At 68.5% G+C, this 26,185-nt stretch carries 25 protein-coding genes; 14 read left to right on the top strand and 11 right to left on the bottom strand.

Annotated elements, in window-relative coordinates; all coding sequences use genetic code 11:
• The first annotated feature begins 10 nt into the window (after nucleotides 1–10).
• The 3 genes from C7H75_RS22565 (at nucleotide 11) to bphC (ending at nucleotide 4,260) form a co-directional block, all read left to right on the top strand.
• Nucleotides 11–1,699 carry an FAD-binding protein gene (locus C7H75_RS22565; RefSeq protein WP_060934533.1) on the top strand — a complete coding sequence of 563 codons (1,689 nt, stop codon included), beginning with the start codon at nucleotides 11–13 and terminating at the stop codon, nucleotides 1,697–1,699.
• A gap of 442 nt (nucleotides 1,700–2,141) precedes the next feature.
• Complete coding sequence (locus C7H75_RS22560; protein WP_005517139.1) at nucleotides 2,142–3,314, top strand: acyl-CoA dehydrogenase family protein; 1,173 nt, start codon at nucleotides 2,142–2,144, stop codon at nucleotides 3,312–3,314.
• Nucleotides 3,315–3,354: 40 nt separating this feature from the next.
• Complete coding sequence (gene bphC, locus C7H75_RS22555) at nucleotides 3,355–4,260, top strand: biphenyl-2,3-diol 1,2-dioxygenase (protein ID WP_005517141.1); 906 nt, start codon at nucleotides 3,355–3,357, stop codon at nucleotides 4,258–4,260.
• Nucleotides 4,261–4,354: 94 nt separating this feature from the next.
• Here the strand turns inward: bphC and C7H75_RS22550 are convergent, their stop codons facing one another.
• On the bottom strand, nucleotides 4,355–5,530 hold the full coding sequence (locus tag C7H75_RS22550; protein WP_106851861.1) for an alpha/beta hydrolase: 1,176 nt from the start codon (nucleotides 5,528–5,530) through the stop codon (nucleotides 4,355–4,357).
• Between the two features lie 113 nt (nucleotides 5,531–5,643).
• Between C7H75_RS22550 and C7H75_RS22545 the strand changes: the two genes are divergently transcribed.
• On the top strand, nucleotides 5,644–6,459 hold the full coding sequence (locus C7H75_RS22545) for a DUF72 domain-containing protein (RefSeq protein ID WP_005517149.1): 816 nt from the start codon (nucleotides 5,644–5,646) through the stop codon (nucleotides 6,457–6,459).
• Nucleotides 6,460–6,537: 78 nt separating this feature from the next.
• Here C7H75_RS22545 and C7H75_RS22540 read toward each other — a convergent pair whose 3' ends face one another.
• The 5 genes from C7H75_RS22540 to C7H75_RS22520 form a co-directional block, all read right to left on the bottom strand.
• Nucleotides 6,538–7,236 (bottom strand): hypothetical protein, encoded by a 699-nt coding sequence (locus tag C7H75_RS22540; protein WP_106851860.1) that lies wholly within the window; start codon nucleotides 7,234–7,236, stop codon nucleotides 6,538–6,540.
• Nucleotides 7,237–7,379: 143 nt separating this feature from the next.
• Complete coding sequence (locus C7H75_RS26415) at nucleotides 7,380–8,273, bottom strand: nuclear transport factor 2 family protein (RefSeq protein WP_013417429.1); 894 nt, start codon at nucleotides 8,271–8,273, stop codon at nucleotides 7,380–7,382.
• A gap of 83 nt (nucleotides 8,274–8,356) precedes the next feature.
• A complete protein-coding gene (locus tag C7H75_RS22530; RefSeq protein ID WP_005517154.1) occupies nucleotides 8,357–9,148 on the bottom strand; it encodes an SDR family NAD(P)-dependent oxidoreductase in 792 nt (263 codons plus the stop codon).
• Nucleotides 9,149–9,176: 28 nt separating this feature from the next.
• Nucleotides 9,177–9,440 carry a hypothetical protein gene (locus C7H75_RS22525; RefSeq protein WP_005517156.1) on the bottom strand — a complete coding sequence of 88 codons (264 nt, stop codon included), beginning with the start codon at nucleotides 9,438–9,440 and terminating at the stop codon, nucleotides 9,177–9,179.
• Nucleotides 9,421–10,578: a 3-ketosteroid-9-alpha-monooxygenase, oxygenase component gene (locus tag C7H75_RS22520; RefSeq protein WP_013417427.1), complete on the bottom strand. Its 1,158-nt coding sequence runs from the start codon at nucleotides 10,576–10,578 to the stop codon at nucleotides 9,421–9,423. The genes C7H75_RS22525 and C7H75_RS22520 overlap by 20 nt, the downstream gene beginning before the upstream one ends.
• A gap of 275 nt (nucleotides 10,579–10,853) precedes the next feature.
• On the opposite strand from C7H75_RS22520, the gene hsaA reads away from it, so the two are divergent.
• The 8 genes from hsaA to C7H75_RS22480 all read left to right on the top strand — a co-directional run bounded on the left by hsaA (nucleotide 10,854) and on the right by C7H75_RS22480 (nucleotide 20,261).
• Entirely contained in the window at nucleotides 10,854–12,020 is a 1,167-nt protein-coding gene (gene hsaA, locus C7H75_RS22515) for a 3-hydroxy-9,10-secoandrosta-1,3,5(10)-triene-9,17-dione monooxygenase oxygenase subunit (RefSeq protein ID WP_013417426.1), read from the top strand.
• A gap of 221 nt (nucleotides 12,021–12,241) precedes the next feature.
• The gene (locus C7H75_RS22510) at nucleotides 12,242–12,874 is read left to right on the top strand and encodes a TetR/AcrR family transcriptional regulator (RefSeq protein ID WP_172504543.1); all 633 of its coding nucleotides are present in this window, start codon (nucleotides 12,242–12,244) and stop codon (nucleotides 12,872–12,874) included.
• 294 nt (nucleotides 12,875–13,168) lie between these two features.
• Nucleotides 13,169–14,332: a steroid 3-ketoacyl-CoA thiolase gene (locus C7H75_RS22505; protein WP_005517163.1), complete on the top strand. Its 1,164-nt coding sequence runs from the start codon at nucleotides 13,169–13,171 to the stop codon at nucleotides 14,330–14,332.
• A gap of 102 nt (nucleotides 14,333–14,434) precedes the next feature.
• The gene (locus tag C7H75_RS22500) at nucleotides 14,435–16,639 is read left to right on the top strand and encodes an acyl-CoA dehydrogenase family protein (RefSeq protein WP_106851859.1); all 2,205 of its coding nucleotides are present in this window, start codon (nucleotides 14,435–14,437) and stop codon (nucleotides 16,637–16,639) included.
• An 11-nt stretch (nucleotides 16,640–16,650) separates the two neighbouring features.
• A complete protein-coding gene (locus C7H75_RS22495; RefSeq protein ID WP_005517165.1) occupies nucleotides 16,651–17,859 on the top strand; it encodes a lipid-transfer protein in 1,209 nt (402 codons plus the stop codon).
• 4 nt (nucleotides 17,860–17,863) lie between these two features.
• On the top strand, nucleotides 17,864–18,736 hold the full coding sequence (locus C7H75_RS22490) for a MaoC/PaaZ C-terminal domain-containing protein (RefSeq protein WP_081122245.1): 873 nt from the start codon (nucleotides 17,864–17,866) through the stop codon (nucleotides 18,734–18,736).
• Complete coding sequence (locus C7H75_RS22485; protein WP_005517167.1) at nucleotides 18,733–19,383, top strand: PaaI family thioesterase; 651 nt, start codon at nucleotides 18,733–18,735, stop codon at nucleotides 19,381–19,383. The genes C7H75_RS22490 and C7H75_RS22485 overlap by 4 nt, the downstream gene beginning before the upstream one ends.
• An 89-nt stretch (nucleotides 19,384–19,472) precedes the next feature.
• The gene (locus tag C7H75_RS22480; protein WP_005517168.1) at nucleotides 19,473–20,261 is read left to right on the top strand and encodes an SDR family NAD(P)-dependent oxidoreductase; all 789 of its coding nucleotides are present in this window, start codon (nucleotides 19,473–19,475) and stop codon (nucleotides 20,259–20,261) included.
• Between the two features lie 7 nt (nucleotides 20,262–20,268).
• Here C7H75_RS22480 and C7H75_RS22475 read toward each other — a convergent pair whose 3' ends face one another.
• A complete protein-coding gene (locus C7H75_RS22475; RefSeq protein WP_139809571.1) occupies nucleotides 20,269–20,583 on the bottom strand; it encodes a hypothetical protein in 315 nt (104 codons plus the stop codon).
• 164 nt (nucleotides 20,584–20,747) lie between these two features.
• Here C7H75_RS22475 and C7H75_RS22470 point away from each other — a divergent pair, with 164 nt between their 5' ends.
• On the top strand, nucleotides 20,748–21,665 hold the full coding sequence (locus C7H75_RS22470) for a mechanosensitive ion channel family protein (RefSeq protein WP_064079518.1): 918 nt from the start codon (nucleotides 20,748–20,750) through the stop codon (nucleotides 21,663–21,665).
• A gap of 54 nt (nucleotides 21,666–21,719) precedes the next feature.
• The gene (locus tag C7H75_RS22465; protein WP_084845956.1) at nucleotides 21,720–22,109 is read left to right on the top strand and encodes a VOC family protein; all 390 of its coding nucleotides are present in this window, start codon (nucleotides 21,720–21,722) and stop codon (nucleotides 22,107–22,109) included.
• Here the strand turns inward: C7H75_RS22465 and C7H75_RS22460 are convergent.
• From C7H75_RS22460 to casG, 4 genes are all read right to left on the bottom strand, one after another.
• Nucleotides 22,046–22,774: a helix-turn-helix domain-containing protein gene (locus C7H75_RS22460; RefSeq protein ID WP_084922827.1), complete on the bottom strand. Its 729-nt coding sequence runs from the start codon at nucleotides 22,772–22,774 to the stop codon at nucleotides 22,046–22,048. The two genes, C7H75_RS22465 and C7H75_RS22460, sit on opposite strands and share 64 nt — an antisense overlap.
• A 31-nt stretch (nucleotides 22,775–22,805) precedes the next feature.
• Nucleotides 22,806–23,720 (bottom strand): TIGR03619 family F420-dependent LLM class oxidoreductase, encoded by a 915-nt coding sequence (locus tag C7H75_RS22455; protein ID WP_069855475.1) that lies wholly within the window; start codon nucleotides 23,718–23,720, stop codon nucleotides 22,806–22,808.
• Between the two features lie 85 nt (nucleotides 23,721–23,805).
• Nucleotides 23,806–24,288, bottom strand: a complete 483-nt coding sequence (locus C7H75_RS22450; RefSeq protein ID WP_106851858.1) for a nuclear transport factor 2 family protein — start codon at nucleotides 24,286–24,288, stop codon at nucleotides 23,806–23,808.
• Nucleotides 24,288–25,952, bottom strand: coding sequence for a steroid-24-oyl-CoA synthetase (gene casG, locus C7H75_RS22445; protein WP_081122242.1), 1,665 nt, complete (start codon nucleotides 25,950–25,952; stop codon nucleotides 24,288–24,290). The genes C7H75_RS22450 and casG overlap by 1 nt, the downstream gene beginning before the upstream one ends.
• Nucleotides 25,953–26,185: the final 233 nt, after the last annotated feature.

Here is a 26,185-nt window from a genome sequence, read left to right as displayed (position 1 = left end):
ACGAATCACCATGGCTGAGAACAACAACTTCGACACCGTCGTCGACTTCCTCGTCGTCGGCAGTGGCGGCGGCGGCATGGTCGCCGGCATCACGGCCGCCGACCGCGGCATGTCGTCCCTGATCATCGACAAGGGCAAGACCTACGGCGGGTCCACCGCGATCTCCGGCGGTGGCATCTGGATCCCCAACGCGCCCGTCCTCGTCCGCAAGGGCGCCGGCGACTCGCGGGAATCGGTGCGCCGCTACCTCGACATCGTCACCGAGGGCAAGGTGTCCGACGAGCGTCTCGACGCGTACATCGACAACGGCCCGCCGATGATGGAGCTGCTCGAGCGCAGTCCCCACATCGAGTTCTACTGGGTCAAGGGCTACGCCGACTACCACCCCGAGTACGACGGGGGACGCCCGCTCGGCCGTACCGTCGAGTGCACTCCGTTCGACACCCGCAAGCTCGGTGAGGACGAGAAGTACCAGCGCCCCAACAGCATGAAGGGCCCGTTGGGCCTGTGGGTGACGAGCAAGGACTACCACGACCTCGCAATGGTCAAGCGCACCTGGGCCGGTCGCCGGGCGTCGCTCGTCGCGGCGTGGCGGGTGTCGTCCAACGTGATCCGTCGCCGCCACATGTCCACCGGTGGCCGCGCGCTCGTCGCACGGATGCGCATGGCGCTCAAGGATGCCGGCGTTCCGCTGTGGCTCCGGACGTCGATGAAGGACCTGATCGTCGACGACAAGGGCGCCGTCATCGGTATCACCGCGGAGCGCGAGGGCAAGCTCGTGCGTATCGGTGCCCGCAAGGGTGTCCTGCTGGCCACCGGCGGTTTCGAGCACAACAACGCGATGCGCGCGGAGCACCTGCCCGAGCGTGGCGTGGAGAACATCAGCATGGGCGCCCGGGAGAACGTCGGCGACGGCATCGTCGCCGGCCAGAAGCTGGGTGCTGCAGTCGATCTCATGGACGATGCGTGGTGGATGCCGTCGGTCATGCACCCGATGGGTGCGGTCATCCCGCTGGTGTCGGAGCGCTCGATCCCGCCCTCGGTGATCGTGAACAAGGACGGCAAGCGGTTCACCAACGAGTCGGCGCCGTACGTCAACTTCGTGCACGACCAGCTCGAGGGCGGCCACGTGCCGGCCTACTTCATCATGGACAGCAAGGCCCGGTCGCGGTACCCGTTCGCGCAGGTTCTGCCGGGGGCCCCGTTCCCGCAGGGCTTCTACGACAAGGGCATCGTCCACAAGGCGAATTCGCTCAGCGAGCTGGCCGAGCAGATCGGTGTACCGACGCAGAACCTGCTCGAGACCGTCGACCGGTTCAACGGCTACGCCCGCACCGGCAAGGACGAGGAATTCGGCCGCGGCGACAGCGCGTACGACCGGTACTACGGTGACCCGACGATGAAGAACCCGGCCATGGACGAGATCGTCAAGGGCCCGTTCTACGCGATCCGCATCGAGGCCGGCGACCTGGGCACCAAGGGTGGCCTCGTCACCGACGCCGACGCGCGCGTACTGCGTGAGGACGGCTCGGTCATCGACGGTCTGTACGCCACGGGCAACACGTCCGCGTCGGTCATGGCGAACGAGTACGCCGGCGCCGGCGCCACCATCGGCCCCTCGATGGTGTTCGGGTACGTGGCCGCGAACCGCGTCGCCGACAGCGACGTCGAGCGCGTCGTCGGATCCGGCGAGAAGTAGTCCGGAAGTCTCTCGAAATGCTCACTCAGTGGGACTGGGAAACCGGCTCTGACGTGGCCGAATTCCAGTCCCGCTGAGCGGGAGATGTTTTGTTCTCCCGGGCCGATTCCTGGGACCGTTCGATACACACGATCAGCGCAAGCGGTTGCGTTGATCCCCGATCCGCACCAGGAGGGCGCATGCTCGCGAGCACTGCTTTCCGTCCGAATGCGGGTACCCGGGGCGCCGCGGCCGATATTCTCGTCGTCGGTGTCCTTCCCAGCTTCCTCGAGCATGCCGCGCGCATGCCAAGCCTCACGGCGCACCCGAACCGAGATTCTCGGCTAGGCCGGTCGCCCGAGCTTGCCGGAGGACAGGAAAGACCAATTGCTCTAGAACGCAACCGGTCTGGCCGTTAAGAATTGATCCGCGTCGTGGGATCGCAGAGAGAGAGCTGATAGCTATGGGTCAGGTTTTGGACAACATCATGCAGTTCGCGGACGAGATCCGCGAGGGTGGCATCGAGGGCGAGAAGCTGATGCGCCTCTCGGACGGCAACGCGAAGCGCGTGCGCGACGCAGGCGTCATCCGGATGCTGCAGCCGAAGGAGTTCGGCGGCCTCGAGGCCCACCCGCGCGAGTTCGCGGAGACGGCCATGAAGCTGGGCTCGGTCGACGGCTCCACCGGCTGGGTGTCGGGCATCGTCGGTGTCCACCCGTGGGAGATGGCCTTCTTCGACCCCAAGGCGCAGCAGGAGGTCTGGGGCGAGGACGTCGACACCTGGATCGCGTCGCCGTACGCCCCGATGGGTGTCGCAGTGCCGGTCGACGGCGGCTACATCCTCAACGGCCGCTGGTCGTTCTCCACCGGCAACGACCACTGCGAGTGGGTCATGATCGGCGCTCTCGTCGGCGACCAGAAGGGCGTGCCGACCGGCAAGATCCTGCACGTGCTGGTCCCCAAGGCCGACTACACCGTCGACCACGAGAGCTGGAACGTCGTCGGCCTGCGCGGCACCGGCTCGAAGGACTTCACCGTCAAGGACGCCTTCATCCCCGAGTACCGCACGATCGACGCCGAGATCGTCCTCAGTGGCAACGGCGCCAAGCACGCCGGCCGCGACGAGACGCTGTACAAGTTCCCGTTCTCCTGCATCTTCCCGCTCGGCATCTCCTCGTCGCTGATCGGCATGTGCGAGGGCGGTCTCGCCCTGTACATCGCCGCGCAGAAGGAGCGCGTCGCGGTCACCGGTGTCCCGATCAAGGAGGACCCCTACGTCCTGTACGCCATCGGGCAGGCCGCCGACGAGATCAACGCCTCGCGCGTCGCGATCCTCGAGACCGTCGACCGCTTCTGGGACAAGACCGAGAAGGGTGAGGTCGTCACCTTCGAGGAGCGCGCCATCGGTCGCCGCACCCAGACCAACGCCGCATGGCGTGCCGTGAGCGCCCTGGACGAGATCTTCGCTCGCGCCGGCGGCGGTGCCATGAAGGTCACGCTGCCGCTGCAGCGCTTCTGGCGTGACGCGCACGTCGGCCTCACGCACGCCATCCACGTGCCGGGCTCGATCAACCACGCGTCGGCGCTGACGCAGCTCGGTGGCGAGCCGCAGGGCGTCCACCGTTCGATGATCTAGTTCGAACCCAGCTGAATTCCTCACTCAGGGACGGATTGATATGACGGACATTCGGGGTCTCGGTTACCTCAGAATTCAGACCCAGGACATCGCCCGCTGGCGTGAGCTCGTCGTCGACGGCCTCGGCATGGCGACCGGCTCGGGCCCCGACCCGGACGGCCTGTACCTGCGTCTCGACGAGCGGCGTGCGCGCCTGATCGTCCTGCCGGGCGACACCGACAAGGCTCAGGCCGTCGGCTGGGAGGTGCGCGACCACTTCGCGCTGCAGCGCGTCCGTGAGGCCGTGGAGAAGGCCGGCATCGCCGTCGAGGAGCTCTCCCTCGAAGAGGCCGACTACCGGGACGCCGAGAAGGTCATCGCGTTCGACGACCCGGCCGGCACGCGTGTCGAGGTGTTCTTCGGCCCCGTGCTCGACCACAGCCCGGTCGTGACGCCGCACGGTGGCCGCTGGGTCACCGGCGAGCAGGGCCTCGGCCACGTCGTGCTGCCGACGGCCAAGTTCGCGGAGTCCTACGCCTTCTACACCGAGGTGCTCGGCTTCCTCCCGCGTGGCGCCATCCGGCTGCAGGACGGCGTCTCGCGCGTCCGCTTCCTCGGCGTCAACCAGCGTCACCACAGCCTGGCGCTGTGCCCGGCGCCGCCGACGGAGGAGCCCGGCCTGGTGCACCTGATGACGGAGGTCGACACCCTCGACGCCGTCGGCCAGGCGCTGGACCGTGTCGCCAAGCTCGGCTTCACGATCTCCTCGACCCTGGGTCGCCACACGAACGACAAGATGATCTCGTTCTACGTGCGCGCTCCCGGAGGCTGGGACCTCGAGTTCGGCACCGAGGGCATGCTGGTCGACGAGACCTTCTACACCGCCGAGGAGATCACGGCGGACAGCTACTGGGGTCACGACTGGTCGGCCTCGGAGCCGCTGAAGGCGTTCATCCCGAAGGCCTGATCACCCGGTAAATGGTGCTCGACGCGACAGGGCCCCGCACGGATTCGTCCGTGCGGGGCCCTTCGTCGTGCGGGGACCTCTGTCGTGCGGAGGGTTAGATTGGAAGGTCGAGGGAGCGCGCCAGCGTCGGCCATGCCTGCGGCAGCCGGTCGCGCCAGTACGCCCAGCCGTGGATGCCGATCGCCTCGTACTCGAACGTCGCCGGGATGTTCAATTCGTCGAGGCGGGCGTCGAGGAGACGGGTGCAGCCGTTCGCCAGCACCTCCATCGGCCCGCCGATGAACACCCGGTCGAACCAGTCGGACGCCGCGGGATCCTCGTACTTGCCGGGCACACCCGACGCCACCGACACGTAGATGTCCATGCCACGCAGGGCCTCGGCGTTCCGGACGCTGTCGTGGGCGACCCATCCCGGGCCACCGACCTCGCCCCACACGTTGGCGATGTCGCCGCCGCGCGACGACACCGTCGACTGGACGCTGAGCCGGCCCAGGTCGTCGACCGTCGAGTAGCAGCCGCTGAAGACCGCGATGCCGCGGTACATTCCGGGATTGCGGTGGGCGAGCATCATCGCACCCTGTGAACCCATCGAGATGCCGAGCAGCGACTTGACTCCGTTGGTGTTCAGCCGGGCGTCGAGCAGCGTGGGCAGCTCCTGGGTGATGAAGGTTTCCCACTTGTGCAGTCCGACGCCCGGATCGATCCGGTCCCAGTCGGTGTACATGCCGGAGACTCCGCCGTTGATCATCACGACGTTGACGTTCTTGTCCGCGAAGAAGTCCGGCGCGCCGCCGATCGTGACCCACCCGCTGGTGTCCTCACGCGCGTCGACGCCCTCGAGCGCGTAGATCGACGGGCGCGGCACCGAATTGTCCTTCGGAAGGAGCACTTCCACGCCGACCTCGCGGCGCAGCGCCGGCGACGCGACGGTGAAGCGCACGAGCCGATCGGTCTTCTGCTCCTCGCCGGTGATGGCCGCGGCGGCGATGTCGTCCCGCAGCGGTGGCAGCGGCGGGTGCTCGTTCTGGAGCGGGCCCGGAATCACCGACCCGGCGGTGACGCTGCCGTTGTCGGAACTGGCGGCAGCGCTGCCGCTCGACCCTGCCGCGGCGCTGCCGAGGCTCCCGGTGCTTCCGGTGCTTCCGGTGCTTCCAGGCGCGGCCGCCGCTTCGCCGGCCAGTGGCAAGGCCACCAGTGCCGCGAGCGATGCGCCCACCACTCCCCGGCGCAGTCGACGTCTTGCCGCGCGTCTCGGATCTGAACCCCACATGGAAGAAAATCCCCCTACGTCTCGAATCTGGCGATCAGTAAGGTACCCCGACCTCGGGACAGGAGTTACCGAGTCCGAGGAACCGTCGATCGGACGGACTACACTGCGGCCGCATGGTGGACGTCCGTGTCGGCATCTCCGGGTGGGTGTACCCGGGATGGCGCGGTGGCTTCTATCCGAAGGGCCTCGTGCACCGGGACGAACTGCGTTACGCCGCAGAGCACCTGACGTCGATCGAGATCAACGGGTCGTTCTACGCGCTGCAGAAGCCGTCGAGCTTCGCGAAATGGCGTGACGAGACACCCGACGGCTTCGTGTTCGCCGTCAAGGGTGGCCGCTACGTCACGCACATCCGGCGGCTCCGGGACGTGGAGGTGCCGCTCGCGAACTTCTTCGCCGCGGGCGTCCTCGCGCTGCACGACAAGCTGGGGCCGATCCTGTGGCAGTTGCCACCGAACATGCAGTTCGACCCCCGGCTGCTGGAGGAGTTCCTGACGCTACTGCCGCGCACCACCTCTGCGGCGTGCACGCTCGCGGCCCGTCGCGACGACAAACTCTCCGACGACCGCGTCCTCGACACCACCGACGCCGAACGCCCCATCCGGCATGCGCTCGAGGTGCGGCACCCGAGTTTCGCTGTTCCGGACATGGTCTCGATCGCCCGCGACCACGGTGTGGCGCTGGTGCTGGCCGACACCGCCGGTCGCTATCCCCGGATCGACGAGGACACCGCGGACTTCGCGTACGCCCGGCTGCACGGCGACGCCGAACTGTACGCCAGCGGCTACACCGACGACGCGCTCGACCGCTGGGCCGAGAAGGTGCGTGGGTGGACGGCGTCCGGGCGGGACGCCTTCGTGTACTTCGACAACGACATGAAGGGCTACGCCCCGTTCGACGCGATGGGGTTGCTGCGCAGACTGGGTTGATGCGGACTGCGGAAAGGCCCGTCGTTCCGGGCGTCTCCCGATCTCCGCTCGCCTCCGCGGCGCCACGGGTCGGTCCGCTCACGCGTGACTGCGCACCTTCTCGACGGTCCGGGTGAACACGTCGTCGAACTCGGTGCGAAACTCCTTGCCGTGGTAAGCCAGCACCAGCACGGTGTAGTCGCCGACTGCGGCGTATCCCAGTAGCACCTCGTCGTCAGCCCAGTTCGGATTGTCGGAGTGCGTGACCTCGGAGACGATCACAGCGTCCTCCGACGCGAGCTCGGGCGGTAGATCGAGTCGTTCGGTGCGGACCGTGCGGCCGAAGGAAGCCGGGTCGTCGTAGGCGACGGTGTACGTTGCGCACGATCCGGTGTGGGCATCGGCTATTCGCTGCACGTCCAGGTCGGCCTCGCTGACCAGCATGATGTACGCGCGGTCGTCTCCGAGAAGTGCGCCGGCGGCGGAACCGTTGTCGACCAACCCGATCCGAGCCCCGTCCGAGTAGGCGTTCTCGGCCTCGCACGCGGGTGGATCGAACGTCGTCGTCGCCTCCGATCCGTCGCCGGTGCTGGGTGCGTCGAGTTTGAGGCTGAGGACCATCTGGTCCTCGCGGGGGAGTCGCTCGACCACGGCACCGGGCGGAAGGTCCGCGGCGCCGGGCAGCAGGCTCACCCGGAATTCCTCCCCGCTCACGGGCGGCGCCGCGTCCGTGGCCCCGCAGCCCACGACGCCGAACAATCCGGCGATCCCCAGCACCGCAACTCGATACCTCGACATGTTCCCTCCCCGTCGGGTGCCGCAGTCGAGACACCTGTGCAGACGGTATCGGGCAAAACGGTCGATCGTTACGTTGATCCTGAAGGATTTCCGTCGCTCAGCGAGAGAAATCAGAAATCCTTCAGGATCGGACCCGACTGCGGTTACGCGGTGTCGGTGCGCAGTCGGGTCAGACGCATCGATGCGATCCGCCAGTCGTCGCCGGCCTTCCGGTACTCCTCGACGTAGTGCCCGTAGCCGCGCAGGCTGCGCACCGGTGCGCCGTCCGGCCACCACAGCTTGTCCTCCATCGCCCACACCCCGGTCGCGGTGGTGGGGGAGGTCAGGGTGATCTCGGGCATGTGGCCGTGATGGACGGTGGCCACGTTCTCGATGTTCGCCCGCAGGAACGGCATGTACTCGTCCACCGAATGCGTCACGCCGCCACCGGTCTCCGTCATGTCGATCGTGACGTCGTCGGTGAACACGGCCGCCAGACCGTCCCAGTCCTTGGTGTCCATGAGCCGGAAGTAGCGGGCCTTGAGAGCCCGGATCGCCTCGATGTCCGCCGCGGTGGTGCGCGGGTTCACCGGGGACGTCCCGCCGTTCCAGTGGCCGGGACCGGCCCCGAGTACCTCGATCTCCCCCTGGGTGCCGTGCATGTGCTTGGTGCGGTGGCTCATTCGCCATGCTCCGTCGGTGAGCTGCCACTGGTCGTGGTAGTCACCGAGCGTCGAGAAGCTCAGGCCGCGAAGGTCTCCGACGCCGAGATGCAGGTCGGACACGTAGGTGCGGCTGGTCGCGGTGCCGGCCGCCAGGTCGACGTCGATCAGCATGTTGCCCAGCAGGTGCTGGGTGGGCCCGCAGTCGTCGAGGAACGAGCGGATCGCGGCTTCCACCTCGCCCGGCCCGTGCAGTGTTCCGGTCCCGAGATCGGCGGTGGCGTCGGGCAGCATGATGTCGTGCAGCACCGGCCAGTCGCGGTCGTCCATCGCGCGCGCGAACCGTACGACGCCGCGAGCGATCTCGCGTTCGGCCAACAGGATCTCGAGAGTCATCGGTGTTCCCTTCGGTGGCTGGGGGCGAATACGACTGTGGCTGCGACCTTTCGGTCGCAGCCACAGCTTGTCGATCTGAAATTCTACGAGCGGTTCAGCAGCTTGCGCATCGCCTCGGCCGCACCCTTGACCATCTTGTCGCGGGGGAAGCCACTGCGCTTCTCGGCGGCGGCGTAGTTGCCACCGGCCACCCAGACCGGACCGTCGGTGAGGTGCTCGAGCCCCTCGCGGGCCGCGTCCTCCGGCTCCTGGACGATCATGCCCGGGATGTCGAAGTTGAGTCCGGCGCGGATCATCGCGGGCGTGCGGGTGACACCCAGGATCAGCTCCACCACGTGGACGTTGTACGGCGCGAGCTCGAGCCACAGGCTCTCCGCGAACACCCGGCTGAACGCCTTGGCGGACGCGTAGATGCTCTGGTGCTCGGAGCCCATGTAGCCGGCCAGCGAGCCGAGCAGCATGATGCCGCCGCGGCCGCGGTCCTTCATCTTCGCGCCGAAGTGGTGCGACAGCTCGAGCTGCTTGGTGATGTTGAGGTTGATGACGCCGTTGAACCCGTCGAGGTCACCGGTGACGAACTCGTGGCCGTAGCTGTTGGCGCCGGCGTTGAAGATGAGCAGGCCCACCTCGAGGTCGTCGGTCACCTTGCGGATCTGGTCCATCGCGTCGTCGGCCAGGAGATCGAGCGACAGCGTGCGGACCTCGACGCCGTTGGCGCGCACCTTGTCCGCGGTCTCCTCGAGCGGGCCCGGCTTGCGGGCGATGAGCACGAGGTTGAGGCCGGCGCGACTGAGCTCGTCGGCGAAAGCCGCGCCGACGCCCTCGGAGCCACCCGCGATGACGGCCCACGGGCCGTACTGGTTCTTGTCGATCATGAAAGGTCTCTCTCGTCTGCAGTCCGACCTAGTGGTCGACGACCTGCGGGGTGGGGACGGGCTCCTCGTTGGTGATGGCGAGGCGGCCGTCGAGCGCTGCGACCTGGATCGTCGCGCTCAACGCCTCGCACCGCATCACCGGTGCGCCGGGGCGGCCTTCGCGGCCCACCCACTCGTGGATCTCGACGCACTTCTCCTGTGCCGTCTCGTTCCACTGCACGGCGGTGTGTTCCCAGCTGTGCTTCTGGACCTGCACGCAGGCCCCACAGCGATCACACTCCAGCGGCTGCATTCTCACGCGCCTTCTTCTCGAGGTTGTCCTCGACCACTCGACGCCACGAAGCGACGGCCTTGGTGGTGTCCATCTCGTGCTCGAACCGGTCGGTCATGTCCGAGGTGACGTCCGCGCGGTCCACGTAGAACTGCTCGTACCAGCGGCGCAGCTGGTAGACCGGACCGTCCTCCTCGCACAGCAGCGGGTTCTCGATGCGGGTCTTGTTCTTCCAGATGGCGATGTCCTGCTCGAAGCCCTTGGCGATGAACTCGCCGAACTTCTGTGCGGTCTCGAGTGCCTTGTCCCCGAGGACCGGCGACTTCTTGACGATCATGCCGTACATGAGCACGAACTTGTCGGGGCTGACCGGGTAGTGGCAGTTGATGAGGATCGACTCGACGTCGTAGCCCTCGTACTCGTACGCCAGGTCGTCGATCATGAACGAGGGACCGAAGTACGACGCGTCGGAGCGGCTGCCGAGCATCTTCGGAACGCCGGTCGCGTGCGGGCGCATGTCGGTACGGGCCTCGCCGCGCATGAACTGGCTGGCGACCGGGCCCTCGAAGACGTTCTTGAAGAACGTCGGGAACGAGTAGTGCACGTAGAAGAAGTGCGCCATGTCGACGATGTTGTCGACGATCTCGCGGCAGTTGGTGTCGACCTCGGTGGTGTACCAGACCCACTCGGTCCACTCGTCGCTCAGCGCACCCTCGATGTGCGGGATGTACATGTCCTCTTCGGTCGGCGCCTTGCCCTCGGGGTCGTGCCAGATGAAGAGCATGCCGTCCTGGTCCAGGGTCGGCCAGGCGCGGGTCTTGGCGACCGGGGGAACGCGGCGGGCGTAGGGGATGTCGGTGCAGCGGCCCTTGCCGTTCCAGCGCCAGTCGTGGAACGGACATGCGACCGAGTCGCCCTTGATCTCGCCCTGGCTCAGGTCGCCACCCATGTGCCGGCAGTAGGCGTCGAGGACCTGGACGTCGCCCTTGCTGTCGGCGAACACGACCAGCTTGGTGCCGAAGGCGTGGACCGAGTGCGGCTTTCCGTCCTTGAAGGACTCCGAGAGGCCGAGGCAGTGCCAACCACGGGCGAAACGGGTGGGGGCGACACCGGCGACGATCTCGCGGACTTCGGTTTCATCGGACTGATTGAGCGTCACTTCGTCCGTCCTTTCAGGGAAAGCAGTTTTCGAGTTCGGACGCGCTTCGAATGTCGAGCGCTGGCCGCGGATGCGGGCCCTCCACGGTGGAGGATGCACCTGTGGCATTGACGGCCACGCTAGGTGACACCTATCACCCGGTTTTCGACAGTCCCACTGGCCGGGACCGCCCCACGGACCGCCCGGCGGACGGTCCGCGGCCGTCCCGCCCTACCATGCGGGTACCCCCCTGTCCCTACATGTGATCCCGGTCGGGGTCGTGGAGGAGCACCCACATGCCCAACGAGGTCCTGCAGTCGGTCCGCGAACTGTTACCCGCCATCGCCGAGCGCGCCCAGACCGTCGACGAATCGCGGCGCGTCTCCGACCAGACGATCCGGGACCTGACGGCGGCCGGCGTTTTCCGGATGCTGCAACCCGCGCGCTACGGAGGTCTCGAGACCAGCCCGGTCGACTTCTACGAGGTGGTCCGCGCGATCTCCGGTGTGTGCGGATCCACGGGATGGGTCACGTCGGTGCTGGGGGTGCACCCGTGGCATCTCGCGCTGTTCGACGTCAAGGTGCAGGACGAGGTGTGGGGGCAGGACACCTCGACGCTCGTGTCGTCGGCGTATGCGCCGGTGGGGGAGCTCGTTCCGGTGGAGGGCGGCTACGAACTGTCGGGCAGCTGGCGGTTCTCGTCGGGCTGTGACCATGCGTCGTGGGCGTTGCTCGGCGGGCTCGTGGTCGGTGCCGAGGGGCGGCCCGTGGACTTCATGACCGTGCTGGTGCCGCGCACCGACTACCGGATCAAGGACGTGTGGGACGTCGTCGGACTGCGCGGAACCGCGAGCAACGAGATCACCGTGGAGCGGGCGTTCGTCCCCGAGTATCGGACGATCCGCAACTACGAGGCGGCACAACTGCGCGGACCCGGACACAAGGTGAACCCCGCGCCGTTGTTCAAGCTCCCGTTCGCGGCGATCTTCACCAGCACCGTCGCGGCGCCGGTCATCGGGACGGTCGCGGGGTGCTACGAGACCTATCTGTCGGCCATGCGGGACCGGGTCCGGCTCAGTCTCGGCGGCGGCCGGTTCGCGGAGGACCAGTCGGCGCAGATCGCGGTGGCGCGGGCGTCGTCGGAGATCGACGCGGCGATCCTGCAGATGGACCGCAACATCCGGGAGCTGCTGGAGCTGGCCGAGGCCGGCCAGCCGCTGCCGATGAGCATGCGGCTGCGCGTCCGGAGGGATCAGGTGCGTGGCACGGAGCGGGCCCTCGAGGCGATCGACGTGCTCTTCAAGACCGCGGGCGGCAACTCGCTCACCCGCGGCAACCCGATCGAACGGGCGTGGCGCGACGCGCACGCCGGCAGCGTCCACGTCGCCAACGATGCCGCGCGGGCCCTCGCCATGTACGGCCGTGGAGCCTTCGGTCTCCCGGTGGAGGACAACCTGGTCTGACGCCGTCGGCGGCCCGTCGTCCCACGTGCCGGGTCTGCGTGGTTGTGTCCGCCCCCGTTTTCGGGTTCGATGTGAACTCGATCGGCGGCGCCCACACGGGCTCCGCGATTCCCACTGACCGGAAGCGCTGCGAGCGGACGACGTCAGCTGGGAGCATTCGAAGTGTGCTGCGCGCCCCGCGGCACGCGGTTCGAGGACGAGGACGAGGTAGGGGGTCGACGGTGCCGAGAGTGGCCGAGGCACGGGACGCGGCCGAGCCGAGTTCGGCGGAGCAGCGCGCGCGGTTCGCCCGCATGCTCGACGCCGCCGCCCAGTTGGGCGCCGAGAAGGATCTCGAGCGCGTGCAGATGCACGAGGTCGCCAAGCTCGCGGGCGTCGCGATCGGAACCCTCTACCGCTACTTCCCGTCGAAGACGCATCTGTTCGTCGCGGTGATGGTCGACCAGATCGACCAGATGAGCGAGGGCTTCGCGCGTCGCGCGCAACCGGCGCCGACCCCGCAGGACGAGATCTTCGAGACCCTGTTGCGGGCCACGCGGGCGTTGCTGCGCCGGCCCCTGCTGGCGAACGCGATGATCCAGTCGACCAGTACGGCCAAGGTCACCACGATCCCCGACGTGGCGCGCGTGGACCGGCAGTTCCGGGACGTGCTGTTCGAGGCTGCGGGGCTCGAACAGGTGACGGAGAACGATTCGGTGCTCGTTCGTTTACTGGTATCGGCGTGGTTCGGCATCATCCAGTCCTGCCTCAACGGCCGGATCTCCGTCCCCGATGCCGAGGAGGATCTCCGCACGGCGTGCCGGCTGCTGCTGGCCGACCTGTCGAACGCTCAACTGCCGCCGATCCAGGCATAACTGAAATCAATTCTAATTCCGGCCCCGTGGAGTTGCTCGCGGGGCCGGAGTCGTCGTCGGCCGGCCCTGGGGCCGGTCCCGGCGGTGGCCCAGCGCGCCAGTGCGTAAACGGCTTACTGATTGAGCTGAATGCACGGCTGGCGCAGTGTTCGCCGAGCGTGCGGTCCAGTTCCCGCGCAGCCATTGCCCTGACCGCGAAAGTAGAATACATTCCAAAAATGAACGAGTTGCAGTCCCGAACGGGGCCGACTCGCAGTTTTCGCACGTATTCGCAGTACTCATGAGGAGCGCTCCATGACCAATGTCGTCATCGTCGAGGCCGCCCGCACCCCGATCGGCCGCCGCCGCGGCGCGCTCGCGGGGCTGCATCCGGCCACCCTGCTCGGATTCGCGCAGCGCGCGGTGCTCGAGCGCGCGGGTGTCGCTCCCGAGGAGATCGGTCAGATCGTCGGCGGTGTCGTCACCCAGGCCGGCGAGCAGTCCAACAACGTCGCACGCAACGCGTGGCTGCACGCGGGGTTGCCGTACACCACGGCCGCCACGACCATCGACTGCGCGTGCGGTTCGTCGCAGCAGGCCGTGCACATGGTGGCGGGCTTGATCGCGTCCGGCCAGATCGACGCCGGCATCGGCTGCGGTGTCGAGTCGATGTCGCGCGTGTTCCTCGGCCAGGCGCTCGCTCCCGGCACCGGTATCCCGTTCCCGGAGGACTGGACCGTCGACATGGGCGACCAGTTCACCTCCGCCGAGCGGATCGCCGCCAACCGCGGGATCAAGCGCGGCGACACCGACGCGTTCGGTCTCGAGTCGCAGCGTCGCGCGGCACAGGCGTGGGCCGAGGGCCGCTTCGACCGCGAGATCGTGCCCGTCGAGGCTCCGGTCGTGACGAAGGAAGGCGAACTCACCGGAGAGGTCGCCACCGTGACCCGTGACGGCGGCCTGCGCGAGACCACCGCCGAGGGCCTGGCCGCGCTCAAGCCGGTCATGGACGGTGGCATCCACACCGCCGGGTCGTCCTCGCAGATCAGTGACGGTGCCGCCGCGGTGCTCCTGATGAGCGAGGACAAGGCGAAGGCGCTGGGCCTGCGTCCGCGTGCCCGCATCGTGTCGTCCGGCATGGTCGGCGCCGACCCGTACTACCACCTCGACGGCCCCATCGACTCCACCCGCCACGTGCTGGCCAAGGCCGGAATGTCGCTCGGCGACATCGACATCGTCGAGATCAACGAGGCTTTCGCGGCCGTCGCGCTGTCGTGGGCGCAGGTGCTCGACGCGGACCTGAGCAAGGTCAACGTCAACGGCGGCGCGATCGCGCTCGGCCACCCGGTCGGCTCCACCGGCTCGCGTCTGATCACCACCGCGCTGCACGAGCTCGAGCGTTCGGACCGTTCCACCGCGCTGATCACCATGTGCGCCGGCGGTGCACTGTCGACCGCCACCATCATCGAGCGCATCTAGGCGGCTCCGCCACCCGTGCGCCTTTTCGGTAGTCCCCACTACCCAAAAGGCGCACGGGCGCGAAGCGCCCGTCGTACTTCATCTACTTCCGAGGACTTTTCGATGACCATTGGTTTGAGTGACGAAGACCGCGAACTCCGCGATTCCGTGCGTGGTTGGGCCGCGCGCCACGCGACCCCGACCGTGATCCGGGAGGCGGTCGAGGCGAAGACCGAAACCCGCCCCGGCTACTGGGGTTCGCTCGCCGAACTCGGCATGCTGGGCCTGCACCTGCCGGAGGAGTTCGGCGGCGCCGGCTACGGGCTCGTCGAACTCGCCATCGTCACCGAGGAACTCGGCCGTGCGATGGTTCCCGGACCGTTCCTGCCGACCGCGGTCGTGTCCACGGTCCTGAACGAGGCCGGCCGCACCGCCGAGCTCGAGGGTCTGGCCGACGGTTCGCTGTTCGGCGCCGTCGCGCTGCAGCCGGGCGGGCTGAAGCTGGTCCGCGACGGCGGCAAGACCACGCTGTCCGGCACGTCGAGCCACATCCTCGGCGGTCAGGTGGGCGACGTGTTCCTGCTGGCCGCCTCCGATGACGACACCGACGCGGCCGAGGGTGGCCTGTCGTTCGTCGTGGTGGCGCGCGATCGCCTCGACGTCACCGAGCTGCCGAGCCACGACGTGGTCCGCCGCAACGCGGAGGTGACGGCCGACGGTCTCGAGCTGTCCGACGGCGATGTGCTGGAACTCGATTCGCAGCGCATTCTCGACATCGCCGCGACGCTGTTCGCGGCGGAGGCGTCGGGCCTGGCGGACTGGGCGACCACCACGGCCGCGGACTACGCGCGGGTGCGTCAGCAGTTCGGCCGGGTCATCGGACAGTTCCAGGGCGTCAAGCACAAGGCCGCCCGCATGTTCAGCCTCACCGAGCAGGCCCGCGTCACCGCGTGGGACGCGGCCCGCGCGCTGGGCGAGGACATCGACGGCGCCGAGGCATCGCTCGCGGCGGCTGTGGCCGGCGCGGTGGCGCTCGAATCCGCGTTCCAGGTCACCAAGGACTGCATCCAGGTCCTCGGCGGCATCGGCTTCACGTGGGAGCACGACGCCCACCTGTACCTGCGCCGCGCGCAGTCGCTGCGAATCCTGCTGGGCTCCACGGCCTCCTGGAAGCGTCGCGTCGCGAACCTGACGATCGACGGCGCCCGCCGCGTCCTCAGCATCGACCTGCCGCCGGAGGCGGAGCAGATCCGCGCCGACGTCCGCGCCGAGCTCGAGCCCGCGACGGCGCTCGAGGGTGCCGAGCAGAAGGCGTACCTGGCCGAGAAGGGCTACACCTCACCGCATCTGCCCGCCCCGTGGGGCAAGGGCGCCGACGCGGTCACCCAGCTCGTCATCGCCGAGGAACTGCGCGCCGCCGCGCTCGTTCCGCACGACATGATCATCGGCAACTGGGTGATCCCCACGCTGATCGCGCACGGCAACGCCGAGCAGATCGAGCGATTCGTCCCGCAGTCGCTGCGTGGCGACATCGTGTGGTGCCAGCTGTTCTCCGAGCCCGGCGCGGGTTCCGACCTGGCCGGCCTGTCCACCAAGGCCACCAAGGTCGACGGTGGCTGGAAGCTCAACGGGCAGAAGGTGTGGACGTCCATGGCCCGCGAGGCGGACTGGGGTATCTGCCTGGCCCGCACCGACGCCGACGCTCCCAAGCACAAGGGCCTGTCGTACTTCCTGATCGACATCAAGAACAGCGGACTCGACATCCGCCCGCTGCGTGAGATCACGGGCGAGGCGCTGTTCAACGAGGTGTTCCTCGACGACGTGTTCGTCCCCGACGAGTGCCTGGTCGCCGAGCCCGGTGACGGCTGGAAGCTGGCGCGCACCACCCTCGCGAACGAGCGGGTGTCGCTGTCGCACGACTCGTCGCTCGGTTCGGGTGGTGAGGCGCTGCTCGACCTGGCCGCCTCGATCCCCGGTGGCCTCGACGACGAACAAATGACCGTTCTGGGCAAGGTGCTGTGCGACGCGCAGTCCGGCGGTCTGATGGGTCTGCGCACGACGCTGCGGTCGCTCACCGGCGCGCAGCCCGGCGCGGAGTCGTCGATCGCGAAACTGCTCGGCGTCGAACACATCCAGCAGGTGTGGGAGGTCGCGATGGAATGGGCGGGTCCGTCGTCCCTGCTCGGTGAGCAGCATCGCCGCTCGGCCACCCAAATGTTCCTGAACTCGCAGTGCATGTCGATTGCAGGTGGTACCACCAATGTGCAGCTCAACATCATCGGCGAGCGGATCCTGGGTCTGCCGCGCGATCCCGATCCCGGAAAGTGAGTTCCACACGCATGAGTAATCGCACGTTCGTCGTCGGCGTGGGTATGACCAAGTTCGAGAAGATCGAGTCTCGTGACTGGGAGTACCCGGACATGGTGTCCGAGGCCGTGGGCACCGCCCTGGCCGATGCCGGGATCTCGTACGACCAGGTGCAGCGCGCCGCCGTCGGGTACGTCTTCCAGCCGTCGGCCGCCGGTCAGCGTGCGCTGTACGAGACCGGTCTGACCGGTATCCCGATCGTCAACGTCAACAACAACTGCGCCACCGGCTCGTCGGCGCTCATGATGGCCCGCGAGTGGGTACAGGGCGGCATCGTCGACGTCGCCCTGGCGGTCGGGTTCGAGAAGATGACCAAGACGGCGCTCTCCGGTACCGGCGAGATGCCCAAGGTCACCACTCTCGACGATCACCTGAAGGTGATGACCGCCAAGCACGAGTGGGGCCGCGGTCCCATGACGGCGCAGCTGTTCGGCAACGCGGCACTCGAGCACATGGAGCGCTACGGCACCACCGCCGAGCAGATCGCGTCGGTGGCGGTCAAGAACCACAAGCACTCGGTGAACAACCCCTACGCGCAGTTCCGCGACGAGTACACGCTGGCGCAGGTGTTGGAAGACAAGATGATCCACGCGCCGCTCACCCGGTCGCAGTGTTCGCCCACCTCCGACGGCGCGGGTGCCGCGGTGGTCGTCAGCGAGCGGTTCGTGCGTGAGCACGGGCTCGAGGACCAGGCCGTGGAGATCGTCGCGCAGGCGCTCACCACCGACACCGCCGAGGCGTTCGCGGACAAGTCGATGATCGACGTCGTGGGCGCCCCCATGACGAAGGCCGCTGCGGCACAGGTGTTCGCCGAGTCGGGACTGACGGTCGACGACGTCGACGTGATCGAGTTGCACGACTGCTTCGCGATCAACGAGATCATCACGTACGAGGGCCTCGGCCTGTGCGAACCGGGCGAGGGTGGCAAGCTCGTCGAGTCCGGTGGCACCACGTACGGTGGCAAGTGGGTCGTCAACCCGTCCGGCGGCCTCATCTCGAAGGGGCACCCGCTGGGCGCCACCGGCCTGGCGCAGTGCGCCGAGCTCACGTGGCAGCTGCGTGGTCAGGCCGACGCCCGCCAGGTCGACGGTGCCCGCGTCGGTCTGCAGCACAACCTCGGCCTCGGTGGTGCGTGCGTCGTCACGCTGTACCGGGCCGGGACCATCTCCAAGGAGTCGTAACACCATGCCCATCGACGTGAAGGCCGCGCTGTCGGCCGAACCGACTGTCCGCGAGGCTAACTGGACCGAGCGCGACGTCCTGCTGTACCACCTGGGTCTCGGCGCGGGAGTGAACGCGCTCGATCCCGCGGAACTCGGCTGGGTGTACGAGAAGGGTCTGCGGGTCCTGCCGACGTTCGCGATGGTCGCGGGCCAGGGCATCTCGGCCGGCACACTGAAGCCGGCCGGAATGAACATGCCCGGCATCGACATCGACCTGCGCAAGATCCTGCACGGCGGCCAGTCGCTGGCGCTGCACGCACCGATCCCGACCACCGGTTCCGCGCGGATCTCCTCGCGGGTCGCCGACGTGTGGGACAAGGGCAAGGCCGCGGTCATCGTGCTCGAGCAGTCCGCGACGGACCAGGACGGAAACCCGTTGTGGACCACCGCCATGCAGATCTGGGCCCGCGGTGAGGGCGGCTTCGGCGGCGACGCCGGCCCGGAGGTCACCAACGCGGTGCCCGAGCGGGACGCCGACAAGGTCCTGGTCTCGCCGACCAGCACCCAGCAGGCGCTCGTCTACCGGCTCAGCGCCGACATGAACCCGCTGCACGCCGACCCGGAGTTCGCGAAGATGGCCGGTTTCGACCGTCCGATCCTGCACGGGCTCGCGTCGTACGGCGTCGTCTGCAAGGCCGTCGTCGACGGCCTGCTCGGGGGCGATCCCGCTCGCGTGCAGAGCTACTCGGTGCGCTTCGCGGGCTCGATCTACCCCGGCGAGACCATCGAGACGTCGGTGTGGCAGGACGGGAACACGCTCACGCTGCTCGCGACCTGCCCCGAGCGCGACGGCCAGCCGGTGCTGACTCACGCCACCATGGAGGTTCGCTCGTGAAGGTCGGTGACCACCCGACAGCGCAGACCCATCCGCACGGCACCGTCCTGACGTCGGCGCCGCAGGATGCGCCGGTCGACCGCGCCACCGCGGCCGCCCGGCGGGTGATCGACGCGATGCTGCGCACCGATCGCGGCAACGCGAATCTGGATCGGGTCGCGGAGGAGTTGAACAGTATCGCCGACCATCTCGAGGAGCACGCTCCCGAGGTGGCCGAGCGGATGATCGACATGTGGAGCGGTGAGGGTGTCACCCGCCACGACCCGATCACCGGTCCGGAGAACGCGATCGCGCCGCCGCTGGTCCTGAAGGGACTCGACGACGGCTCGGTGCAGGGCGTCGTGACGCTGACCCTGCCGTACCAGGGTCCGCCCGGGTGCGTGCACGGCGGCGTGTCGTCGCTGATCCTCGACCACGTACTCGGCGTCGCGAACGCGTGGGGCGGCAAGGCCGGTATGACCGCGCAGCTCAACGTGCGGTACCACAAGCCGACTCCGCTGTTCGAGGAGTTGACCGTCACCGGGAAGCAGATCTCGGTGGACGGCCGCAAGATTCACACCGTCGGCGACATCAAGAACGCCGCCGGTGAGGTGTGCGTGTCGGTGGAGGGACTGTTCATCGACGCTTCGGTGCCGCGCCCGCGGTAACCGTCTGGCCTCGAGCTGAAGGGTCCCTTCGTGCGCTGTCCGCGTGTGAAGGGACCCTTCAGCTCTTCCAACGGAAGAGGAGATCGACTGTGGGGAAGCTCGACGAGAGGGTCGCGATCGTCACCGGTGCCGGCATGGGCATCGGCCGAGGGATCGCGGGAGCGTTCGCGCGTGAGGGTGCGAGCGTGCTGGTGGCCGAGATCGACGAGGCCGCCGGTGAATCGACCGCGCAGTGGCTGCGCGACGAGTGGGGCGTCGAGGCGAAGTTCCTGCGGACCGACATCACCGACAAGGACCAGGTCCACGCGATGGTCGACGGTGCGGTCGCGCAGTTCGGCCGCCTCGACATCCTCGTCAACAACGCGTGGCGCAGCAGCGGCTACGCGCGGCTCGAGAACATCACCGACGAGCAGCTGCGCGGCGGTTTCGACATGGCGGTGATGGCCGCGTTCTGGGCGATGCAGCGAGCACTGCCCGAACTGGAGAAGCGCGGCACCGGCCGGGTGATCAACCTGTGCTCGCTCAACGGTGTGAACGCGCACATGTACTCGGTGCACTACAACGCCGCGAAGGAGGCACTGCGCACGCTCACCCGCACCGCCGCCCGCGAGTGGGCGCCGAAGCAGGTGTGTTGCAACGTGATCTGCCCGGGAGCGCAGAGCGCTGCATACCAGCGGACCGTCGAGGCCAACCCGCAGATGGCGGCGACGATGGCGTCGGCCAACCCGATGGGTCGCATCGGCGACCCGCTCGACGACATCGGCCCCGTCGCAACGTTCCTGGCGAGCGACGATTCCCGCTACGTCACCGGCAACACGCTGTTCGTCGACGGCGGCGGGCACATCAACGGCGTGCAGTGGGCGCCGCAGGTGGACTGACGACCGGTCAGGCGCTGGGGGAGTCGACGACGCTGCCGTAGGAACTGCCGAAGCTGCCGGTGTTCGAGCTGCCCAGGCTGCCGTTGGACGAGCTGCCCACGCTGCCCGTGTCGAGACTGCCGGACCCGAGCTGACCGAGCAGCGGCGTCAGGAGCGAGGGAAGGCTGAAGGTGATGCTGCCGGCCGAGCTGCTCGGCTCGGGTGGCTCGGGCAGCGCGGCGGCGGTGCCCGGCGCGAACGCCATCACCGCTGCTGTCCCGGCCGCCACCAGCACGGCCCCGAGCGCTGCCCGCACCCGACGACCCGTCGTATCAGTCACCATGTTGGGTTCCCTTTCGTCAGTTCGGGACGAATGAAACACGACGAAGGCCCCGGTCGGGGCCGGATCGGACGGATTCACCCCGGGCTTCACGTCGGCACCGGACGGCGCTCGGCGAGCCGACGGTGCCCAGCCGAGGGCGCCGATCTTCCGTAGGGTCGGCACCGATGACGTACGAATTGACTGCAATCGAACTGACCGACAGTGCGCGAACGTGGTTGATCGAGCGGCCCATCGAGATCGCGGTCTACATCGTGATCGCGCTCGTCCTGCGCTTCGTGCTGCACCGGGTCGTCGACCGCGCGACCCGGGAGAGACCTGGTGGGGAGCCGGGCCTGCTGCGTCCGCTGCGGGAACGCCTGCCTGCGGGGACGCGGGACTCGGTGGCCGCGCAGCGTCGAGCGCAGCGCGCCCGCACCATCGGGTCGGTGCTCAAGTCCGGGGTGTCGATCGTGACGCTCACGTGGTGCGTGCTGCAGATCCTGACGGTGTTCAGTGTCAACGTCGCGCCCCTGGTCGCCTCCGCCGGCGTGGTCGGCGTCGCGCTGGGCTTCGGTGCGCAGAACCTGGTGCGGGACTTCCTGACCGGCATGTTCATGCTGCTCGAGGACCAGTACGGGGTGGGCGACATCATCGACGTCGGTGAGGCGTCCGGGACCGTCGAGACGGTGGGCCTGCGCGTCACCACGATCCGGGACCTGAACGGCACGCTGTGGTACTGCCGCAACGGTGAGATCGCGCGTGTCGGCAACATGAGCCAGGGTCACGCGGTGGCAGTGATCGATCTGCCCATCGCCCCGGGGGCGGCGGTCCCGCGGGCGACCGAAGTGGCGCTCACCGCGGCCATCGAAGCCTCCGAGGACGAAGCGATCGCCGACGCGGTGCTGGAACGGCCGCAGATGCTCGGGGTCAACGGCGTCACCGCGGAGTCGGTGATGCTGCGGTTGACCGCTCGTGTCAAGCCCGGACAGCAGTGGGCGGTGCAGCGGTACATCACTCAGGCCGTGCTCGCCGCATTCGACGAGCACGACATCGCGGCGCCACTCGCGGCGCTGGCGGCGATGCGCGGGCCAGCCCAGGGCTGACGGCTGTCCGAAAGATCCAATCGCGGGAAACCTGCGGACGGCTAGCGTGGCCACATGACTCCTCAGCTGAACGCCATCGGCCTCGTGACGACGGATCTCGCGGCATCCCTGCGCTTCTACCGACTGCTCGGCCTCGACATCCCCGCCGATATCGAGTCCCATCCCCACGTCGAGGTGGTTGCCGGCGGGGTGCGGTTGATGTGGGACACCGTCGAGGTCGTGGAGTCCTTCGGCGGCCCGTACACCCCGCCTACCGGCGACGCGCGGGTCTCGCTCGCGTTCGAGTGCGACGGACCGGCGGACGTCGACGCGGTGTGGGCGCGGCTCGCCGAAGCGGGGCACGGCGAGGTGGAACCGTTCGACGCCCCGTGGGGGCAGCGCTACGCGACGGTCACGGATCCCGACGGCAACGGCGTCGACCTGTTCGCGGCGTTGCCGTCTTGACGCAGTTCGCCGAACGGGCGGCCCGTGATGCGGCGCGATTCGCGGATGAGATGGCCCTGGTCGACGTAGCCGCACTCGGCCGCCACGGCGGCGGACGGCAGGCCTTGCCCCGCCAGCTCGCGGGCGCGGGCGAGGCGCAGGATGCCGGCCAGGGTCTTCGGTCCGTAGCCGAAGCTGCGGTTGCCGAGGCGGTGCAGCGCGCGGGCCGACAGTCCGGTGGCTTCGGCGACCCCGGCCACCGGCACCCCCGTCCCGAGGAGACGGGCCGCGACGGTCACCGCGTGGTCTGGTAGGCCGACATCGGCCAGGCGCCTCACCGCGAACGTCTCGAACGCGGCGGCGGCGCCGGTGGGATCCAGTGCGCTCAGGGCCGCCGCCGGCCGACGGCCGACGACGTCGTCGAGCGGCACCCGCTGGTCACGCAGGTGTGCGGCCGGGACGCCGAGCAGGTGCGGGAGCAGGCCGGGCGGAAACCGCACACCCACACCGGGCTGCGTGGACGCGGTGACGGTGAACGGCCCGGTGTCGGGACCCGCGACCAGGACCGCGCCGTCCCGCCACACGAGATCCATGCAGCCGTCCGGCAGCACCGTGCCGTCCGACGAACGGACCGTGTGCCAGACGGTGGCACCGGGAACCGCGTGTGACGGGCGCTCGCTGTACACGGCCCCAGTACAACACGCGGGGACGACAGGGTCAGCCCACCAGCGTGCGCCCGACCGCCTTCAGTCCCACGGCCCAGTCGATCAGCTCCGGAACCTCTTCTCCCGTCGCGCAGAAGGTGGCCGGTCGGAAGACCACGACCGTCGCGCCGGCGGCATGCCAGGCCAGGGCCTTCTCGGCGGTCGCGTCGAGGTCGACGGTGCCGTCGTCGCGGCGCTCCGGCCCCACCGACACCTGGACGATCGCGGTGCGGGGATCGCGACCGTGCGCCTCGAAGGTGTCGCGCAACAGCGTGACGCTGTCCGCGAAGGTCTGCATGTCGGCGGGGTTGACGGTCCAGCCGTCGGCGACGCGGGCGATGCGGTCGAAGTTGCGCCGACTCGGGCCGAATCCGAAGATCACCGGCACCCGCCCCTGCACCGGCAGGGGGCGGGCGTGGAAGTCCTCGAAGGAGAACTCGCGGCCCTGGAAGTCGGTCGGCGCGTCGGTCCACAGTTCGCGGCACGCGCGGACGGTGTCCTCCAGGCGGCCGAAGCGGGCGTCGAAGGGCATGTTGGTGGCCGTGTACTCGGCTTCCTGCCAGCCGACGCCCATCCCGATCGCCGCCCGCCCCTCGGAGAGCCGGTCGAGGGTGGCGATCTGCTTGGCCAGCAGCACCGGCGGGCGGATCGTCGCGATCAGCACCGACACGTTGAGCAACGCCCGTTCCGTGACGGCCGCGACCGACGACAGCAGTGACATCGGCTCGTACCAGTCGTGTTCGATCGGGAACGGGAAGCCGTGGGTACGAACGCGTTCCGCATGCGCGGCCGCGTTGAAGCCGAGGTGGTCTCCGGTGGAGATCATGTCGACTCCCGCGCGGTCCGCGGCAGCGGCCACATCGAGCACCGGGCGGATCCGTCCGGCGTAGAGGTTCTCGGCTCCGAGGATGTTCAGACCGACCTGCATGGTGCTCCTGTTCCGCGGCTACGCGTTCGGCGCCGCCTTCGTCACGGACTTTGCCTCATCGAGAGTCGCAGCGCAGCACCGATTCTCACAGAGTGCGCTGCGCGTGCTCACTGAGGTTGCCGACCAGGTCGATGCAGGTGAGCCGCTGGGTGAACATCCACTCGCCGTTGCGGACCGCGAACGCATCGAAGTAGCGGCCGGTCAGGATCGGCTGCAGGGGAAGCGCGTCCGTTGCCTGCAGCACCGTGAAGTACGACAGGGACGTCGCGGTCCTGCAGTCGTCGGCGACGTCGACCCGCAGGTTGGTGACCACGTGCTTGGTGCGCGGCCGCGGCGGTGTGCCGTGCATCCGGATGAAGCTGCGGCACGCCTCCAGCACGCCGGCGGGGTCGCAGTCGCGCACCGCCCCCACCGGCGTCCCGGTACCGTCGCACTGCCCGTACACCGCGTGCGCGAAGAGGTCGGCTACCTCCTCGAGCCGCGCCTCGTCGACGAGGTGCGTGTAGCGGTGGGCGAGGTCGCGGATGGACTCGACCGCGCCGAGTCGTTCGACGGTCCAGGCGGACATCAGACGTGGATCTCGCGTCGGTTCATCTTGCCGGTCGCGTTGCGCGGCAACAGGTCCGTGGTGATGCGCCACTTCGTCGGCACCTTGAAGTAGGACAGGCGTTCGGAGGCGAACTCCCGCAGTTCCTCCTCGGTGACCGTCGCGCCCGGCGTCACCACGACGACCGCCGATACTTCCTGACCCAGATCCGGGTGCGGGGAGCCGACGACCGCGCACTCCTGCACTGCCGGGTGCTCGTCGAGGATCTGCTCGATCTCGGTGGGGTAGACGTTCTCGCCGCCGCGCAGGATCAGGTCCGAGCGCCGACCGGTGAGCCGCAGGCGGCCGTCCTCGACGACGCCGTAGTCGCCGGTGCGCAGCCAGCGGTCGGGGGTGATCGAGTTCTCCGTCGCGACAGGGTCGTTCCAGTAGCCGAGCATGACGAACGGGCTGCGCACGCACACCTCGCCCTCCATACCGTCCGGCAGCCACTCGCCGAACGGATCCCGGATCTCCATGCTGACCGTGATGATCGGCCGCCCCAGCGTGCCCGGGTACTCCTCGAGTTCGGCAGAGGTGGCCACCGCGATGGCGGTGCTGCACTCGGTGAGCCCGTAGCTGTCGACGAGGGCGTTGCGCGCGAACGGAACCTGTTCGCGCAGGCGGTCCTTGAACGCGATCGACGACGGCGCCGACGCGAGCGAGAACGACGTCAGCGACGAGAGGTCGTACTTGTCGAGGTTGCCGTGTTCGAGCAGACGCGAGGCCATCGTGGGGACCGCGCCCCAGTTGGTGACACGTTCGCGCTCGACGAGGCGGAGGATCCGGTCGACGTCGAAGGAGCCCTGGTTGATGACCAGCGCGCCGCCCATCGCGAGGCGGGGGACCGCCAGGTTGTGCAGGCTCGCGATGTGGAAGAGCGGGGAGGTGAGCAGGTCGCGCATGTGGGTCGGCACGTCCGGATCGAACTGCTGTCCCGTGAACGACGCCATGATCGCGCCGTTGTAGCGGTGGTAGTCGACGACCGCGAGCAGGTTGCGGTGCGAGTGCAGCGCGCCCTTGGGGCGGCCGCTGGTGCCGGACGTGTACAGGATCACCGACGGATCGTCCTCGTCGACCGCGACGACGGGACGCTGCGCGCCGGCGAACTCGGCGAAGAGGTTGGGAAGGTCCTCTTCCATGGTCAGGATCGTGATCCCGGACGTGTCCACCCCGGCGAGCGCGGCGCCGCGCTTGGCGTCGACGACCAGGACCTTGGGGGCGCTGTGCTGCAGGCCGTACTCGATCTCGCGCGGCACCCACCAGCCGTTGAGGCCGACGGTGATCGCACCGAGCGCCTGCGTCGCCCAGAACGAGGTGACCCATTCCGGCGTGTTGGCGCCCAGGATCGCGACCCGGTCGCCCTTCTCCACGCCGTACCGGTCCCGCAGCGCCGCGGCGAGCGCGTAGGCGTCGGCGGCGTGCTGTGCGTAGGAGACGCGACGGTCCTCGGTGACCAGGTAGTCCCGGTCGCCCCACTTCACGGACTGCGCCAGCAGATCGCCGACGGCCCGATCCCGGTTCTTCATGACCGGCATGCGGGTGCCGAGGACCTCTTCCTCGACGATCTCGAACGGTCCGCCGAAGCCGGTGAGACGAGAGATGACCTGATCCAGGTGCAGTTGTGGATCGGCGGGGGCTGTCATGGGTGACCTTTCTTCGATGTCACAGTGTCGCTCCTGTCACCATTGACCAGCGAACACCCAGGTAGATGCCGTGAGGTGTGTCATGTGACGGGTTTCTCACGGCAATTTCTCACGTCCGGAACCCGCGATGGGGGGAGTTACCACTGAGCGAGACTGACGGTGATCTGCGCGACAGCCCGCGGATACTTTTCGCGCATAGGACATGGCTGCCCCGCCGACACCGCCGACGGCCA

It is taken from the genome of Rhodococcus (subgen. Prescottella) equi (genome assembly GCF_003013675.1).
GTDB classification, from domain to species: domain Bacteria; phylum Actinomycetota; class Actinomycetes; order Mycobacteriales; family Mycobacteriaceae; genus Prescottella; species Prescottella equi.
This window is presented reverse-complemented; position numbering and strand designations above follow the sequence as displayed.

Bases quoted from the DNA above. Each gene is read 5' to 3' on its own strand.
- C7H75_RS22495 (WP_005517165.1), top strand. From the start codon at position 16,651: ATGAGTAATCGCACGTTCGTCGTCGGCGTGGGTATGACCAAGTTCGAG.
- bphC (WP_005517141.1), top strand. From the start codon at position 3,355: ATGACGGACATTCGGGGTCTCGGTTACCTCAGAATTCAGACCCAGGAC.
- C7H75_RS26415 (WP_013417429.1), bottom strand. From the start codon at position 8,273: ATGACTCTCGAGATCCTGTTGGCCGAACGCGAGATCGCTCGCGGCGTC.
- casG (WP_081122242.1), bottom strand. From the start codon at position 25,952: ATGACAGCCCCCGCCGATCCACAACTGCACCTGGATCAGGTCATCTCT.
- C7H75_RS22455 (WP_069855475.1), bottom strand. From the start codon at position 23,720: ATGCAGGTCGGTCTGAACATCCTCGGAGCCGAGAACCTCTACGCCGGA.
- C7H75_RS22475 (WP_139809571.1), bottom strand. From the start codon at position 20,583: ATGGTGACTGATACGACGGGTCGTCGGGTGCGGGCAGCGCTCGGGGCC.
- C7H75_RS22470 (WP_064079518.1), top strand. From the start codon at position 20,748: ATGACGTACGAATTGACTGCAATCGAACTGACCGACAGTGCGCGAACG.
- C7H75_RS22540 (WP_106851860.1), bottom strand. From the start codon at position 7,236: ATGTCGAGGTATCGAGTTGCGGTGCTGGGGATCGCCGGATTGTTCGGC.
- C7H75_RS22490 (WP_081122245.1), top strand. From the start codon at position 17,864: ATGCCCATCGACGTGAAGGCCGCGCTGTCGGCCGAACCGACTGTCCGC.
- C7H75_RS22465 (WP_084845956.1), top strand. From the start codon at position 21,720: ATGACTCCTCAGCTGAACGCCATCGGCCTCGTGACGACGGATCTCGCG.
- C7H75_RS22530 (WP_005517154.1), bottom strand. From the start codon at position 9,148: ATGATCGACAAGAACCAGTACGGCCCGTGGGCCGTCATCGCGGGTGGC.
- C7H75_RS22545 (WP_005517149.1), top strand. From the start codon at position 5,644: ATGGTGGACGTCCGTGTCGGCATCTCCGGGTGGGTGTACCCGGGATGG.
- C7H75_RS22505 (WP_005517163.1), top strand. From the start codon at position 13,169: ATGACCAATGTCGTCATCGTCGAGGCCGCCCGCACCCCGATCGGCCGC.
- C7H75_RS22450 (WP_106851858.1), bottom strand. From the start codon at position 24,288: ATGTCCGCCTGGACCGTCGAACGACTCGGCGCGGTCGAGTCCATCCGC.
- C7H75_RS22565 (WP_060934533.1), top strand. From the start codon at position 11: ATGGCTGAGAACAACAACTTCGACACCGTCGTCGACTTCCTCGTCGTC.
- C7H75_RS22550 (WP_106851861.1), bottom strand. From the start codon at position 5,530: ATGTGGGGTTCAGATCCGAGACGCGCGGCAAGACGTCGACTGCGCCGG.
- C7H75_RS22500 (WP_106851859.1), top strand. From the start codon at position 14,435: ATGACCATTGGTTTGAGTGACGAAGACCGCGAACTCCGCGATTCCGTG.
- C7H75_RS22560 (WP_005517139.1), top strand. From the start codon at position 2,142: ATGGGTCAGGTTTTGGACAACATCATGCAGTTCGCGGACGAGATCCGC.
- C7H75_RS22525 (WP_005517156.1), bottom strand. From the start codon at position 9,440: ATGCAGCCGCTGGAGTGTGATCGCTGTGGGGCCTGCGTGCAGGTCCAG.
- hsaA (WP_013417426.1), top strand. From the start codon at position 10,854: ATGCCCAACGAGGTCCTGCAGTCGGTCCGCGAACTGTTACCCGCCATC.